This is a genomic window from Ruegeria atlantica, assembly GCF_013032005.1.
GTDB classification, from domain to species: Bacteria; Pseudomonadota; Alphaproteobacteria; order Rhodobacterales; family Rhodobacteraceae; genus Ruegeria; species Ruegeria atlantica_A.
Window position 1 is genome coordinate 93397 of sequence record NZ_WQBE01000005.1, and the last position, 13584, is coordinate 106980.

Annotated in this window: 18 protein-coding genes and 2 tRNA genes; 16 read left to right on the forward strand and 4 right to left on the reverse strand. The window is 57.7% G+C overall.

Annotation, left to right across the window (positions count from 1 at the left end; genetic code table 11):
- Positions 1 to 30 precede the first annotated feature (30 nt).
- The 9 genes from GOX21_RS11280 to GOX21_RS11320 all read left to right on the forward strand — a co-directional run bounded on the left by GOX21_RS11280 (position 31) and on the right by GOX21_RS11320 (position 5827).
- Positions 31 to 186, forward strand: a complete 156-nt coding sequence (locus GOX21_RS11280; RefSeq protein ID WP_170350212.1) for a hypothetical protein — start codon at positions 31 to 33, stop codon at positions 184 to 186.
- A 6-nt stretch (positions 187 to 192) separates the two neighbouring features.
- The gene (murA, locus tag GOX21_RS11285; RefSeq protein WP_170350213.1) at positions 193 to 1461 is read left to right on the forward strand and encodes a UDP-N-acetylglucosamine 1-carboxyvinyltransferase; all 1269 of its coding nucleotides are present in this window, start codon (positions 193 to 195) and stop codon (positions 1459 to 1461) included.
- Positions 1458 to 1934 (forward strand): DUF2948 family protein, encoded by a 477-nt coding sequence (locus GOX21_RS11290; protein ID WP_170350214.1) that lies wholly within the window; start codon positions 1458 to 1460, stop codon positions 1932 to 1934. Before murA ends, GOX21_RS11290 begins: the two co-directional genes overlap by 4 nt.
- On the forward strand, positions 1935 to 2453 hold the full coding sequence (locus GOX21_RS11295) for a GNAT family N-acetyltransferase (RefSeq protein ID WP_170350215.1): 519 nt from the start codon (positions 1935 to 1937) through the stop codon (positions 2451 to 2453).
- A 60-nt stretch (positions 2454 to 2513) separates the two neighbouring features.
- Positions 2514 to 3812: a histidinol dehydrogenase gene (gene hisD / locus GOX21_RS11300; RefSeq protein ID WP_170377291.1), complete on the forward strand. Its 1299-nt coding sequence runs from the start codon at positions 2514 to 2516 to the stop codon at positions 3810 to 3812.
- 92 nt (positions 3813 to 3904) lie between these two features.
- Positions 3905 to 4384 carry a UPF0262 family protein gene (locus GOX21_RS11305; protein WP_170350217.1) on the forward strand — a complete coding sequence of 160 codons (480 nt, stop codon included), beginning with the start codon at positions 3905 to 3907 and terminating at the stop codon, positions 4382 to 4384.
- 3 nt (positions 4385 to 4387) lie between these two features.
- Positions 4388 to 4840, forward strand: a complete 453-nt coding sequence (locus GOX21_RS11310) for a low molecular weight phosphatase family protein (protein WP_170350218.1) — start codon at positions 4388 to 4390, stop codon at positions 4838 to 4840.
- 2 nt (positions 4841 to 4842) lie between these two features.
- Complete coding sequence (locus tag GOX21_RS11315; protein ID WP_170377293.1) at positions 4843 to 5241, forward strand: ketosteroid isomerase-related protein; 399 nt, start codon at positions 4843 to 4845, stop codon at positions 5239 to 5241.
- Positions 5234 to 5827, forward strand: coding sequence for a GNAT family N-acetyltransferase (locus GOX21_RS11320; RefSeq protein WP_170377295.1), 594 nt, complete (start codon positions 5234 to 5236; stop codon positions 5825 to 5827). The genes GOX21_RS11315 and GOX21_RS11320 overlap by 8 nt, the downstream gene beginning before the upstream one ends.
- Before the next feature lie 93 nt (positions 5828 to 5920).
- Here the strand turns inward: GOX21_RS11320 and GOX21_RS11325 are convergent, their stop codons facing one another.
- Positions 5921 to 6241 carry a hypothetical protein gene (locus GOX21_RS11325; protein ID WP_170350221.1) on the reverse strand — a complete coding sequence of 107 codons (321 nt, stop codon included), beginning with the start codon at positions 6239 to 6241 and terminating at the stop codon, positions 5921 to 5923.
- A gap of 306 nt (positions 6242 to 6547) precedes the next feature.
- Between GOX21_RS11325 and GOX21_RS11330 the strand changes: the two genes are divergently transcribed.
- The 7 genes from GOX21_RS11330 to GOX21_RS11360 all read left to right on the forward strand — a co-directional run bounded on the left by GOX21_RS11330 (position 6548) and on the right by GOX21_RS11360 (position 10687).
- The gene (locus tag GOX21_RS11330) at positions 6548 to 7423 is read left to right on the forward strand and encodes a carbon-nitrogen hydrolase family protein (RefSeq protein ID WP_170377297.1); all 876 of its coding nucleotides are present in this window, start codon (positions 6548 to 6550) and stop codon (positions 7421 to 7423) included.
- Positions 7424 to 7514: 91 nt separating this feature from the next.
- On the forward strand, positions 7515 to 7733 hold the full coding sequence (infA, locus tag GOX21_RS11335; RefSeq protein WP_005978431.1) for a translation initiation factor IF-1: 219 nt from the start codon (positions 7515 to 7517) through the stop codon (positions 7731 to 7733).
- An 11-nt stretch (positions 7734 to 7744) separates the two neighbouring features.
- Positions 7745 to 8323, forward strand: coding sequence for a Maf family protein (locus GOX21_RS11340; RefSeq protein ID WP_170377299.1), 579 nt, complete (start codon positions 7745 to 7747; stop codon positions 8321 to 8323).
- A complete protein-coding gene (locus tag GOX21_RS11345; protein ID WP_170377302.1) occupies positions 8320 to 9342 on the forward strand; it encodes a ribonuclease E/G in 1023 nt (340 codons plus the stop codon). Before GOX21_RS11340 ends, GOX21_RS11345 begins: the two co-directional genes overlap by 4 nt.
- Positions 9339 to 9521: a DNA gyrase inhibitor YacG gene (locus tag GOX21_RS11350; RefSeq protein ID WP_170350225.1), complete on the forward strand. Its 183-nt coding sequence runs from the start codon at positions 9339 to 9341 to the stop codon at positions 9519 to 9521. The genes GOX21_RS11345 and GOX21_RS11350 overlap by 4 nt, the downstream gene beginning before the upstream one ends.
- A gap of 79 nt (positions 9522 to 9600) precedes the next feature.
- Positions 9601 to 9675: transfer RNA gene (locus tag GOX21_RS11355), tRNA-Phe, on the forward strand.
- Positions 9676 to 9928: 253 nt separating this feature from the next.
- Entirely contained in the window at positions 9929 to 10687 is a 759-nt protein-coding gene (locus tag GOX21_RS11360; protein ID WP_170377304.1) for a hypothetical protein, read from the forward strand.
- A gap of 203 nt (positions 10688 to 10890) precedes the next feature.
- On the opposite strand, the gene GOX21_RS11365 is transcribed toward GOX21_RS11360, so the two are convergent.
- From GOX21_RS11365 to GOX21_RS11375, 3 genes are all read right to left on the reverse strand, one after another.
- A tRNA-Met gene (locus GOX21_RS11365) sits at positions 10891 to 10967 on the reverse strand.
- Positions 10968 to 11050: 83 nt separating this feature from the next.
- A complete protein-coding gene (locus GOX21_RS11370) occupies positions 11051 to 12025 on the reverse strand; it encodes an alpha/beta fold hydrolase (protein WP_170377306.1) in 975 nt (324 codons plus the stop codon).
- A 1-nt stretch (position 12026) separates the two neighbouring features.
- Entirely contained in the window at positions 12027 to 13499 is a 1473-nt protein-coding gene (locus GOX21_RS11375) for a flavin-containing monooxygenase (protein WP_170377308.1), read from the reverse strand.
- Between the last annotated feature and the right edge of the window lie 85 nt (positions 13500 to 13584).

Sequence of the window (13584 nt, forward strand, 5' to 3'; positions counted from 1 at the left end):
GGTTTTTTTCACCTCCTGTAGAGAAAGATTATGGCAGATAGAAATACACCCAAAAAACATGGCAAATCCGCGGACGCTCGGGAAGAGCGGCTGAAGGCGGCGCTGAAGGCGAATATGGCGCGGCGCAAGGCGCAGGCCAAGGCGCGCGCAAGCTCGGATAACGATGCCGAAAAGGACGAGGGATAAGAGCAGATGGATTCGATTCTGGTGACGGGCAATGGGCCGCTGAACGGTCAGATACCGATTGCGGGGGCCAAGAATGCGTGTTTGACGCTGATGCCCGCAACCTTGCTGAGCGAAGAACCGCTGACGCTGACCAATGCGCCGCGGCTGAGCGACATCAAGACCATGACACAATTGCTGCAGTCTTTGGGGGCTGAGGTGTCGTCGCTGCAGGACGGGCAGGTGATCGCGATGTCGAGTCATGATCTGACCAGCCACACTGCGGATTATGAAATCGTGCGCAAGATGCGTGCGTCCAATTTGGTGTTGGGTCCGATGCTGGCGCGGTTGGGGCAGGCGGTGGTTTCGCTGCCTGGCGGTTGTGCGATTGGCGCGCGACCCATGGACCTGCACGTTGAGGGGCTTGAGGCGCTGGGCGCTGAGATCGAGCTGAAGGACGGCTATCTGCACGCCAAGGCATCCGGCGGGTTGAAAGGCGCAGTCCACGAGATGCGTTTTGCATCGGTGGGTGCGACCGAAAACATCGTCATGGCGGCCACATTGGCCAAAGGCACCACGGTTCTGAAGAACGCCGCGCGCGAGCCTGAGATCGTCGATCTAGTCGAGTGCCTGCGCAAGATGGGCGCACAAATCTCGGGCGAGGGGACCTCGACCATCGAGATTCAGGGCGTTGATCGCTTGCACGGTGCAACCCACCAGGTTGTGACCGATCGGATTGAGCTGGGCACCTATATGCTGGCCCCGGCCATTTGCGGTGGTGAGGTAGAGTTGCTGGGCGGTCGCATGTCGCTGGTTAACTCCTTTGCTGCCAAGCTCGACGCGGCGGGTGTCAGCGTCACGCAAACCGAAAAGGGTCTGAAAGTGGCGCGCAAGAACGGGCGCGTGACCTCGGTGGATGTGGTGACCGAGCCTTTTCCGGGGTTTCCGACTGACCTGCAGGCGCAGATGATGGCGTTGATGTGTACGGCCGAAGGCACCGCGGTATTGGAAGAACGCATCTTCGAGAATCGCTTTATGCACGCCCCTGAACTGGTGCGCATGGGCGCGAATATCGAAGTGCATGGCGGCACGGCCACTGTTACAGGTGTGGATCAGCTGAAAGGTGCGCCGGTGATGGCAACGGATCTGCGGGCTTCAGTCTCGTTGATTCTGGCGGGTCTGGCAGCCGAGGGCGAGACCACGGTCAGCCGGGTCTATCATCTGGACCGCGGATATGAGCATGTGGTGCGCAAGCTGGAAGGCGTGGGTGCAAAAATAGAACGGATCAAGGGCCAATGACAGACGCAAGTTTCCACGACGGGCGCGAGGCCCCTCTGAATCTGGGTGCCGAGGATGCAGAGGATCTGCAGGTGATCTCGACCCTGGCGCAGGATGCGGTATTTCCTGTAACCGAGATAACATGGCAGCCCTCGCAGCGCCGGTTCGGCCTGCTGCTGAACCGTTTTCGGTGGGAAGATAAGGATGCCGCGACACGCCGTGATCGTCCGTTTGAGCGGGTTCAGGCGGTTCTGGTGTTCGATTCGGTGCTGTCGGTGGCCAGTCAGGGCATCGACCGCAGGGATAAGGAGATGGTGATGTCCCTGCTGTCGATTGATTTTGAGGCAGGCGAGGACGGAGCGGGTCAGGTTTTGCTGACGCTGGCAGGGGATGGTGCCATCCGACTGAAGGTCGAAGCACTGGACGCCACGCTCAAGGATGTGACGCGGCCGTACAAGGCCCCTTCGGGTCAGGCGCCGCATCACCCCGAATAGATGCAGAACAAGCGCGGCATTTCACAGGCATTCTCGCAATTTCCGGCTGGAGTATCCCTGCGCCGCGCAACCGTTTTTGATGTGTTCGATCTGAGTCGGGTGTTGATCCGATCGATCACCCAGCTTTGTGTCGCGGATCATCGGGGCGACCCACAGGCCATCGCGCATTGGACCGCAAACAAGGACCCTGCATCCATCCGGGGTTGGATCGTGGCGGGTGCGCACATATGGCTGGCCGAACATGCAGGGCAGGTTGCCGCCGTGGGCGGTTTGCGCGACGACGAAATCACGCTGCTGTACATTGACCCGGATCACACTGGTCATGGCATCGGGACCGTCCTGCTGCACCGGCTTGAGAAAGACCTGATTGCCTCAGGTCAATTCGATGCCAGACTAGAGGCGACAAAAACCGCGCAGGACTTTTACCGGCGGCACGGCTGGCAGGCCACCGGGCAATGTGGCGCGCGTGGCGACGTGTCCTGTTTCGCGATGCGCAAATCGCTGCACTCAAAGGACTAAGGGTTGAGGCCAACTCATCCCGGCGATATGTCCCCATCAAACGCCCCGGAGTGCCTGATCATGCCCGTTTTCCTTGATACCACGTCGTCCGAGTTCGAATCCGCCTTTCAAGCGCTGTTGTCGGCCAAGCGCGAGGACAGCCCGGACGTAGACGCCACCGTAGCGCAAATCATCGATGATGTGCGCAGCCGGGGCGACGCGGCTGTGATAGAGTTGACCGCCAAGTTCGATCGGCTTGACCTGACGCCCGTTACTTTGACCTTTTCCGCAGAAGAAATCGACACTGCGGTTGCGCAGGTTTCGGATACGGACCGCGCTGCGCTGGAACTGGCCGCCGAGCGCATCCGCGCCTATCACGAAAAACAGATGCCTGAGGATCATCAATGGACCGACGAAGCCGGGGCGACACTGGGTTGGCGCTGGTCGGCGGTGTCGGCAGCCGGGCTTTATGTGCCGGGCGGGTTGGCCTCGTACCCCTCGTCAGTTCTGATGAATGCAATTCCGGCCAAGGTGGCGGGGGTTCAGCGGTTGGCTATTACGGTGCCAACGCCAGACGGGCAGGTGAATCCACTGGTCCTGTTGGCCGCGCGGCTTTCCGGAGTCGACGAAATCTATCGCATCGGTGGCGCGCAGGCGATTGCAGCGCTGGCCTATGGCACCGCATCCATCGCGCCAGTGGACAAGATCACTGGCCCGGGCAATGCCTTTGTCGCGGCGGCCAAGCGCCGAGTGTTCGGCAAGGTCGGGATCGACATGATTGCCGGTCCATCTGAAATCCTCGTGATCGCGAACAAGGACAATGACCCCGATTGGATCGCGTTGGATCTGCTCAGCCAGGCCGAACATGACGAAAGCGCCCAGTCGATCCTGATCACCGATGATGCCGACTTTGGGCAGGCAGTGGCGCAAGCGGTTGAGAAGCGACTTGAAACCTTGCAACGCCGCGCCATCGCAGGGGCCAGCTGGCGCGACTTTGGGGCAATAATCACCGTGCGCGATTTGGATGAGGCCGCCGCCCTGTCCAATCGCATTGCGCCCGAGCATCTGGAGCTGTGCGTCGCCGATCCGGTCGGGCTGAGTGAAAAAACCATCCATGCGGGTGCGATTTTCCTGGGCCAGTACACGCCCGAGGCCATCGGTGATTACGTTGGTGGCCCAAATCACGTGCTGCCCACCGCGCGTTCGGCCAGGTTCTCATCCGGTCTCAGCGTGATGGATTTTCTAAAACGTACCACGCTCAGCCAGATGACGCCCGACGCGCTGCGCGCTATTGGCCCTGCGGCGGAACAACTGGCGCAATCCGAAAGCCTTGAGGCGCACGGTCTGTCGGTGACGGCCCGCCTCAATGGGCTGAATTGACGCAAAGACCTATGGCACATGGCGTTTCTGTGCGTTGCTCAATGAAAACCATTGCTATAGGTCTGTGCTGAACTGAACGGACCACACGCGACATGACCCGCATTTCACATATCGAACTGGATGATCGAAACCTGCCGCCGCCGACCCCCGAGATCGAGCAAGAGCGCAAGGTCGCCATCTATGATCTGCTGGAAGACAATAGTTTTACCCTTCCTCAACGGGATGGGCGCACGGCGCCGGACGGGCCGTATCACGTGCAACTGTCGATCCGTGAAAAACGTCTGGTCTTTGACATCGCCACAGAGGCCGAGGAAAAAGCCGCCGAGTTCCACCTTTCGCTTGGCCCGTTCAAGCAGGTGGTCAAAGACTATTTTCAGATCTGCGAAAGCTATTTCAATGCGGTCAAGAACCTGCCACCCAGCCAGATCGAAACCATCGATATGGCCCGGCGCGGAATTCACAACGAAGGCAGCCGCGTGTTGCAGGAGCGGCTGGAAGGAAAGGCGGATATTGACACAGACACCGCCCGCCGTCTGTTCACGCTGATTTGCGTGTTGCATTTTGGGGGCTGACGCGTGAAGCCTCTGCCGCAGTCGGTCCTATTTTGTTGCGACCACAACTCGGTCCGGTCTCCGATGGCCGAAGGTATCATGAAGAAATTCTATGGTACCGGCACCTATGTACAGTCTGCTGGCGTCCATAACGACCTTGAGATTGACGGGTTTTGCATTTCCGTTTGTCACGAGATCGGCGTCGAGCTGTCCCGGCATCGCTCGCGGTCCTTTGATGAGATGCAGGAATGGGGCGACGATCTTAGTTCCTTCGACCTGGTCGTGGCTCTGTCGCCCGCCAGTCAGCGTCAGGCGCTGGAATTGACACGGGTTTTTCATCTGGATGTCGATTATTGGCCAATAATGGACCCTACTGGACTGGGCGAGAATCGCGAACAAAAGCTACATCACTACCGACAGACCCGCGATCAGATCATCAAGCATCTGAAAGACCGCTGGGGCGAACCTACGGAGTGACCATGAACCAGACCGTCCAAACCTATTTCGATGCCTTCAACGCCGGCGATGTAGAGGGCATGTTGGCCTGCCTGTCCGAGGATGTGGCCCATCACGTGAACGAAGGTCAAATTCGTGTCGGGAAAGAGAAATTCACGGCCTTTTGCGATCACATGAACCGCTGCTATCGCGAGAACCTGACTGATATCGTTGTTTTCGAGGCCAAGGGCGGCACACGTGCAGCGGCCGAATTCATCGTGAACGGCACCTATCTGGAAACTGACGAGGGCCTGCCCGAGGCCCACGGTCAGACCTACCGCCTGCCAGCGGGGTCGTTCTTTGACCTTCGGGATGGCAAGATCACCCGCGTCACCACCTTCTACAATCTTGCAGACTGGACCAAGCAGGTGTCCGGTGGCTGAGGTCACCGCCGTCCGCCCCCTGATCGGAGCGGCGCTAGAGGCCGCTCTGGACGATGTGGCGCGCTTGCGGATCGAAGTGTTTCGGGCGTGGCCCTACCTTTATGATGGCGATCTGACATATGAGCGGAAATATCTGCAATCCTATCGTGACAGCGACAAAGCAATTGTCGTCGGCGCCTTTGACAGCGATAGCCTGATTGGCGCGTCAACTGGGGCACCGCTGACTGACCACGCCGACGATTTCGCGGCGGCGTTTGAGGGCACCGGGCTGGATCTGTCGCAGATCTTCTACTGCGCGGAATCCGTTTTGTTGTCCGATTATCGAGGTCAGGGCGTTGGCCATAAGTTTTTCGATCTGCGTGAGGAGCATGCCCGCGCACTGGGTTTCAGCAAATGCGCCTTTTGCGGCGTACAGCGCCCGGCGGATCACCCGATGCGGCCCGAAAACTACCGGCCGCTGGACGCCTTCTGGCGGGCGCGGGGATATGAGCCGCTGTCAGGCGCCGTCGCCCAGTTCTCGTGGCAGGATATCGGGGAAAAAGGCGAGACGCTGAAGCCGCTGCAGTTCTGGATACGGGATATCTAACAGACGGTGCTGACCCGTTAGCATGTAGCAATCCCGCAAATTGGCCGGCCTTTCCGATCTTCAGGGGAAACTGATGGTCGCCAGAACGAAGTGCTATGCCTTCTTTTCCCACCCTCGCTTTACGCCAGCCAAAATTGCTGGTCCTGCTTCTGCAGTTGGCACAATTTCCATGATGTCATTGTGAAAAAGCGGCCAGAATTGCGCACAGATCCCAATTACTTCGGCTTTGGAGTCCGCCTCAAGGAGAACATAGCCCTCAGTATTGCTTATCCAACCTGTGAATTTGACTGGGCCTTCCCCTTCCACAAGTTCGCTGGCGTCGCCGACCATATCGGTCCACGCAGCGATCTCCCCCTCGCGGTCTTTTGGCCATGCCGCCGCCGAGCAAGTGAAGTGATTAATGTAATGAGGCATGCCAATTTCTCCCGTTATGAAAAACCCTAAGCATCGGTTGAGTGTTACACAGTCTAACACCGCCAGATTACGCTCCGGTAAGGTGCATTACAATTTTGCCGACAGCGTCCGATTTGACAGCTTGGTAGCGTTGCCGAAATTGGTTAATGCAAATCTGGACAGTAATGCAGGTTTATTGGGTCGTCCAAACCAACTCTGTACTGGGTAATTTGCGGGCTGGCGCGCTTACTTTTGGTTCAATTGAGCTGTACAGGCTATCCATTTGCAATCTACTGTCGCGTGACCAAAAGATTTGGGTTTCAAAAAATGAAAGTCGCAACCGCTGCCTATAACCTCGATTGGCTCGACAGTTGGGCGCAGTATGAGGACAAGCTAGGCCGCTGGGTCTCAGACGCCGCCGGACAGGGGGCTGAGTTGCTGGTCTTTCCTGAATACGGTGCGATGGAGTTGTCGACATTGGATGGGGTCGACGTCGCGGGCGATCTCGAGCGTTCGATCCGGGCAGTGTCTGATCGGATGGAGGCAGCGCGGGCCCTGCATCAGCGTCTTGCACAGGAATACAAGACCTACATTCTGGGCGCGTCGGCCCCGATTGTGGATGGGCCGGGCCGACCGGTAAACCGTGCGGTACTCTATGCGCCCGATGGTGGGCAGGATCATCAAGACAAACAGATCATGACCCGCTTTGAGCGCGAAGACTGGGATATCGCGCCGGGCGGACCGCTGAAACTATTCGATACCGCGTTGGGCAAGATCGGCGTGTTGATCTGCTATGACAGCGAATTTCCTCTGTTGGGCCATGCGCTGAGCGAGGCCGATCTGATCCTGGTCCCCTCATGTACCGAGGCTTTGGCAGGCTATTGGCGGGTTCGGATCGGCGCGATGTCACGGGCGCTGGAAAATCAATGCGTTACGGTGATGGCGTCTCTGGTCGGGGACAATGACTGGTCCGAGGCGGTGGACAAGAATACCGGCACCGGCGGCATTTTCGGCCCACCCGACAAGGGGTTTCCTGCGACTGGTGTGTTGGCCGAAGGCGCTTTGAACCAGCCGGGATGGACCTATGCGGATATCGACCTTTCAGCAATTGCCGAAGTTCGCACCGATGGGCATGTTCTGAACCGCACTCATTGGGAGGAGCAGTCGCCGCGAGTCGATTCCGTCACATTATCGCGCCTTTAGGTGATTCTGGCCTTGAAATAAGCCCAAAATGGGCTCATTTAAGCGCACATCCCCGTAGATTCTGCGGGTGCAACGTAATGATGGAGACAACATGGCCAAGGAAGATACGCTCGAATTTCCCGGTGTCGTGAAGGAACTCCTGCCTAATGCGACGTTTCGGGTCGAGCTGGAAAACGGCCATGAGATCATCGCACATACGGCAGGCAAGATGCGCAAGAACCGCATCCGTGTTCTGGCCGGCGACAAGGTTCAGGTCGAGATGACCCCCTATGATCTGACCAAGGGTCGGATCAACTACCGCTTCAAGTAACGCCTGCCGCAATGGCGTTTATCTTAGGATCGGGCAGCCCAAGGCGGCTGGACCTGCTGGCCCAGCTTGGCGTGCAGCCCGATGCAATTCGCGCCCCCGACATTGACGAAACGCCTTTGAAAGGCGAATTGCCAGTGCCTTACTGTAATCGTATTACACGGGTAAAAGTGCAGGCTATTCAGGCGGATAGCGATGATGTCACCCTGTGTGCGGATACGACCGTCGCGCTTGGCCGTCGCATTCTGGGCAAGCCCGAAGATGCGGGGCAGGCGGCCGAATTCCTACATGCGCTGTCCGGTCGGCGGCATCGCGTGATCACTTCGGTCGCTGTGCGGCGTGGGGATCGCGTGTTGCTACGTGATGTGGTCTCGCAGGTCAAGGTCAAGCGCCTGTCGGACGTTGAGATCAATGCCTATTTGGCAACCGGAGATTGGCAGGGCAAAGCAGGTGCCTATGCCATTCAAGGTCCGGCCGGGGCGTTCATTCCCTGGATTTCAGGTTCGTTCACCGGCATCGTAGGGCTACCCCTGTCTGAAACTGCCGCCCTTTTGCAGGGTATCGGCTATCCCTTGTATCGTGAGGTGTCATGAAGGGCCGCACCATCGTTCTGGATCATATCGACAACCGCGAAGCTGCCGCCTTAATGGTGGATGGCAAGCTGGATGATTTCCTGATCGCAGGGGATGCCCCCGCACCGGGCACGATCTATCGCGCCCGTGCCGACCGCCCCGTCAAAGGGCAGGGCGGCATGTTCCTGACAACTCCCGACGGTCCGGCCTTCTTGCGGCAGGTGAAGGGATTGGCCCCGAGCACCCTGATGCTGGTGCAGATCACTGGCTATGCAGAGCCGGGCAAGGCGCTGCCGGTCACAGATCGCATCCTGTTCAAAAGCCGCTATGCGATTGTCACACCCGAAGCGCCGGGTCTGAATATTTCACGCTCAATCCGTGACGAAGACGAGCGTGACCGTCTGCTTGAGATTGCGCATGACTGCATGGACGGCAGCACTTATGGCCTGATTCTGCGCTCTTGTTGTCTGGGTGAAGATGCAGGCGAGATCGCCGAGGACATCAACGCCATGCTGGCTCATGCCGATCAGGTTTTGAATGATCCGGGAACCGAACCCGAGCTGTTGTTGGAGGGCGATGGCCCTCACGTTCTGGCCTGGCGCGACTGGACCGACCCGGCCGAAGTGGTGACGCAGGACGGAAGCTTTGAAACACAGGGCGTGTTGGATGCGTTGGACGAGGTGCGCGGTATTTCCGAGTCGCTTCCGGGCGGCGGGCACTTGTATGTTCAGCCCACACGCGCCCTGGTCGCAGTGGATGTAAACACCGGATCCGACACCTCAATGGCCGCCGGAACCAAGGCGAACTTCGCCTGCGCCAAGGTGTTGGCACGTGCGTTGCGCGTGCGGGGTCTGGGCGGGCAAATCACCTTGGACCTTGCCCCAATGCCCAAGAAAGATCGGCGCGGTTTTGAATCAGCCCTGCGCGCCGCGTTCAAGGCAGATGGAATTGAAACCACCCTGGCGGGTTGGACACCATTGGGCCATTACGAACTGCAACGCAAACGCGGCCGTATTCCACTGACGGAGGTGTTGAAATGAGTTGCCCGATCTGTGGTGAAGACACGGTAACCAAGTTCCGCCCCTTCTGTTCAAAACGCTGTGCCGACCTCGATCTGGCCAAGTGGTTGAACGGCTCATATGCGGTTCCGTCGCAGCGGGAAGAGGACTTGGACACGGATGGATCCGAAGGTCAAACCGAGCAATCGCGTCCACACTGAAAAAATCTGAAAAAGCCTCTGGACACTGCCTGTGGCAAGTCATAGAAGGCCTCCACCCAACGATGAACATCGTTCCCTTGCCCGGGTAGCTCAGGGGTAGAGCAGTGGATTGAAAATCCTCGTGTCGGTGGTTCGATTCCGCCCCCGGGCACCATTATTTCTCAATTTTTATTTTACTATTAAATGGTTAAGTTGATAATCCTGACCTCAATCCGCCAGTTAATCCACCATTCCGTGTTCGGTGTACCCTTGCTCGTATCGCTTTTCTGCAAATCTTGGCGAGAAGGTATCCTAAATGGGTTGTACTCAATTTAGAGTTGTTGGCGAGTTTTCTGTGGGTTACGTTGCCTCAACTGCATGGCACCGAATAGTTGGGTCCATTGTTGCAAAGGGGTAGGACATCTACAATGCAAGCTTCAAACCGACGTCGTGAGCTTTCGGCCATAAAGGTTCGACAGTGGCTCAACGCTTGGGATGAAATCCAATTTTCCAAAGAAACCAGACGAAGAAAGCCAGATTCACATTTTTTCATTTTTTCAATCCCTGCGAAAGAGTTGCGTAGTCTTTGCGGAATTCATCGCCGATCTGCCAACCTTGAAGTTGATAGAAATGAAGACCTTGGCATTCAACGCCAGCATGACGAAGAGCGATCAGAAGAAATTTCCCGCTTCGTTGAGTATGGATATCCATGGTCTACGATCAGCCAAGCGAAACGCTCTTCTCCTGACTACGACGATTTGAGAAAGCCAGGCTGGCTACCAACGTCAGTTGTGATCAACATCATCCCCAAGGGCGAAAAAAGATTTGGTGTGGCGGTTGATGACAAACATGTGGTCTCTGTCAGTGACGAAGGCGGCGTTAACAAAGTTGTGCTGCCTTATTCGGAAAATGAAGACGACTGGAGCCCTAAAGGGTTACACCCCGTTGATTGGCGACTTGAAAGCCGAAGGCGAGGAGTTCGAGTGCGCCGTCTATCTGGACTGGTTGGATACGGTGAAGTACAGGATTCGGAATATCGAGAACAAGAAAACCTCTTTCTGGCTCCAGCTACCACACGGAAAGTTCTATCCGGATTTTGTAGCGATGCTCGACGATGGGCGAATCTTGGTTGTCGAATACAAGGGCGCGCATCTTTTCGACTTGGAAGAAGCCAGGCGCCAGATTAGCGACGCATGGGCTGACGCCAGCGGTGGCCAATGCTTGTTATGCATGCCGACTGACCGAGGATTCGATCTTATAGACAGGACAATCAGTTAGGTCCGCGTTAGAATCCCTTCCGCCGGGTTGCTGTCCCATTGCAGTCCCGGTGGATAACCTGCAGGGAGGATTTTGGCCACAGGACGTAATGTCTTTATTTTTAAAGGGATTTTGGTAGCGGAGGAGGGACTTGAACCCCCGACACGCGGATTATGATTCCGCTGCTCTAACCAACTGAGCTACTCCGCCATGAGTGAGTGGCGATTTAAGCGAGGGGCTGTGGCGGGTCAAGAGGGAAAACACGGTCAAAGCCGGATTCTTTTCCACGCCGTTCAAACCGTCTCGGGCGCCGCCTTGGTTTCGAAATACTTGGTTTCTGCGATCTGGCGGATGAATGCGGCGCATGTGTCCGGTGCCGTGATCAGGATCATATGACCTGCCCCGTCAATCCACTCGTTTGACAGGCCGAACTGGATCATTGGATCGCCGTGCGCGTGGGCTGCAAGTATAGCGTCCTGTGTGCCGTATAGAATGCCGCCGGGTACGGCTAACTCCTCATAGCGGGCGACCTGCGCCGCCATGCTGTCATCAATCCCCACAACGTCCTGCGATCCGGTGATGAAGGCCGACGGGCGCAGTCCAAGCGCACCGCCAGCACGATCCAGAAAGTCCGCAGGCGCAGGGTCGGGGGCGAAAACGACGTCCAGAGTGTGTGGTGCAGTTTTGGCGGCCACGGGTACAGCGATTGTGTTGCCGATCAGGCTGCGTAGCCATTCTGTGCGGATTTCCAGTGGTTTGAAAACCTGGGGTGTCGACGGCAAAACTTGCGTCAGAGGGGCCAGCAGAGCCAGGGCCTTGATCTTTTCTGGGTGGTCCAGCGCCATGGCCAACGACACCGCGCCGCCCAAGGAATGACCCACAAGGACAGCGTCGGTGACGTCCTTGCTGTCCAGAAACTCTTGTATCATGCGCGCCTGTTCGGGCAGACGGCCCAGATCGGCACTGTCGCGGGTCGAATAGCCACAGCCGGGCCGGTCCACTGCGATGACGTGATAGTCATCGGCCAGCATGTCGACCAAGGCATAGGTGAAATGCTGCAATTGCCCAGCCAGCCCGTGGATCATGACAAGGGTCTGCTTCGACGGATCGCCCTTTTCCACATAATGGATGCTGCCGCCGTTCACGGGCGCGATGACCCCAAGCTGCGGAACTCGGATTTGGCCTTGGCGAGTCAGTTTGCGGGTCCACAGTTTCATGCCGACAAAAAATGCGACGATCAGCAGGGCGATGGTTAGAAGAGTGGTCATGTCAACGATCTCCGGCTGGGGGAGGGGCAGGGTGATATTGTTCCAGCCCGGATCGGGCCATGCGCTTTTCATACTCGGATACGGTGCCGGGCCAAAGCGTCGTGTTGCGGCCTTGGGCATCCTGATACCACGAGGTGCAGCCGCCCGCTTGCCAGACGCTGTCTGAGTGGCGATCCTGCATTTCCTGCGTAAAGGCTTCTTGTTTCGCGGCGTCAGGTGTGATGGCCTGTAAGCCGTTGCGCTGCATCTGATCCAGCACCCTGCCTATATGGCGGACCTGTGCTTCGATCATTAGCACGACCGAGTTATGGCCCAATCCGGTATGTGGCCCCAACAGAATAAAGAAGTTCGGAAAACCTGCGATGGCAGTGCCCAGATTGGCCTGCATCCCATCGGTCCATGCTTGGCGTAGGGTCAGGCCATCGGTTCCGGTGATGTCCAGACGCTCGACCACGTCCGTCACATGAAAGCCTGTGCCCCAGATCAATACATCGGCCTGGGTCCGGCTGCCATCCGCGGCGATGATCTGATCTCCCTCGATTGTCGCCACCCCGTGCGGGATTACTGTCACGTTGTCTCGCGCAAGGACCGTGTACCAATCATTCGAACTGAGGATACGTTTGCATCCAATCCTGTAGCCAGGGGTCAGGCGTTCGCGTTGTTCGGGGTCAGTTATCGCTTTCTCCAGCCCGTTTCGCCACATCTTCATGGCAAAGTTGACCATCCGCTCTTCACCCCGAAACACACGGTGGCGATACTCAAAAATCCAGTAGATCAGTTTGCGGCGTATCCGGGGCAGGATGGGGATGCGCCTATAGAGGCTGCGAACCCACGGTGCAATTGGCCCGTCGGGGCGGGGCAGGATGTAGGGCGCGGTCCGTTGGAAGATGGTGATTTGGGCTGCCGTTTTCGCAATTTCAGGCACAAACTGAACGGCTGAGGCACCGGTGCCGACCACCGCGATGCGTTTACCCACAAGTTCAACGTCGTGATCCCATTCGGCAGAATGGAACTTGGGGCCGGGAAAGCCGTCGGCACCGGGTATGTCGGGCACATCCGGTAGATGCAGTGCCCCAATGGCCGAGACTAAAAAGCGCGCCGTCCAGTGCTGCCCGCCCTCGGTTTCCACCTGCCATCGGTCGCCGTCCCAGCGCGCGGATTTCAGTTGCTGGTGGAAATGGCACAGATCGTACAGGCCCTCATCTCGGCCGATCTTTTGCAGATACGCCTGAATCTCGGCCCCACCGGCATAGGCGCGGCTCCAGTCCGGGTTCAGGTGCGTGGACATCGAATACAGATGCGAGGGAATATCGCATGCCACGCCGGGATAGGTGTTTTCGCGCCATGTACCCCCGATATCGCCCGCTTTTTCAAGGATGGCGATATCGCTGATTCCACGCTTGCGTGCCTCGATTGCCATGGTCAGCCCCGAGAACCCGGCACCAATGATCAGCATTTCCGCGCTGTGCGCCATGCACCTGCCCCTCCCAAAGCAACCGTGACGGTTTCATTTGACTATAGGGGACCTAAGACGTCTGAACAGCTTCCCGTGGGGTCAC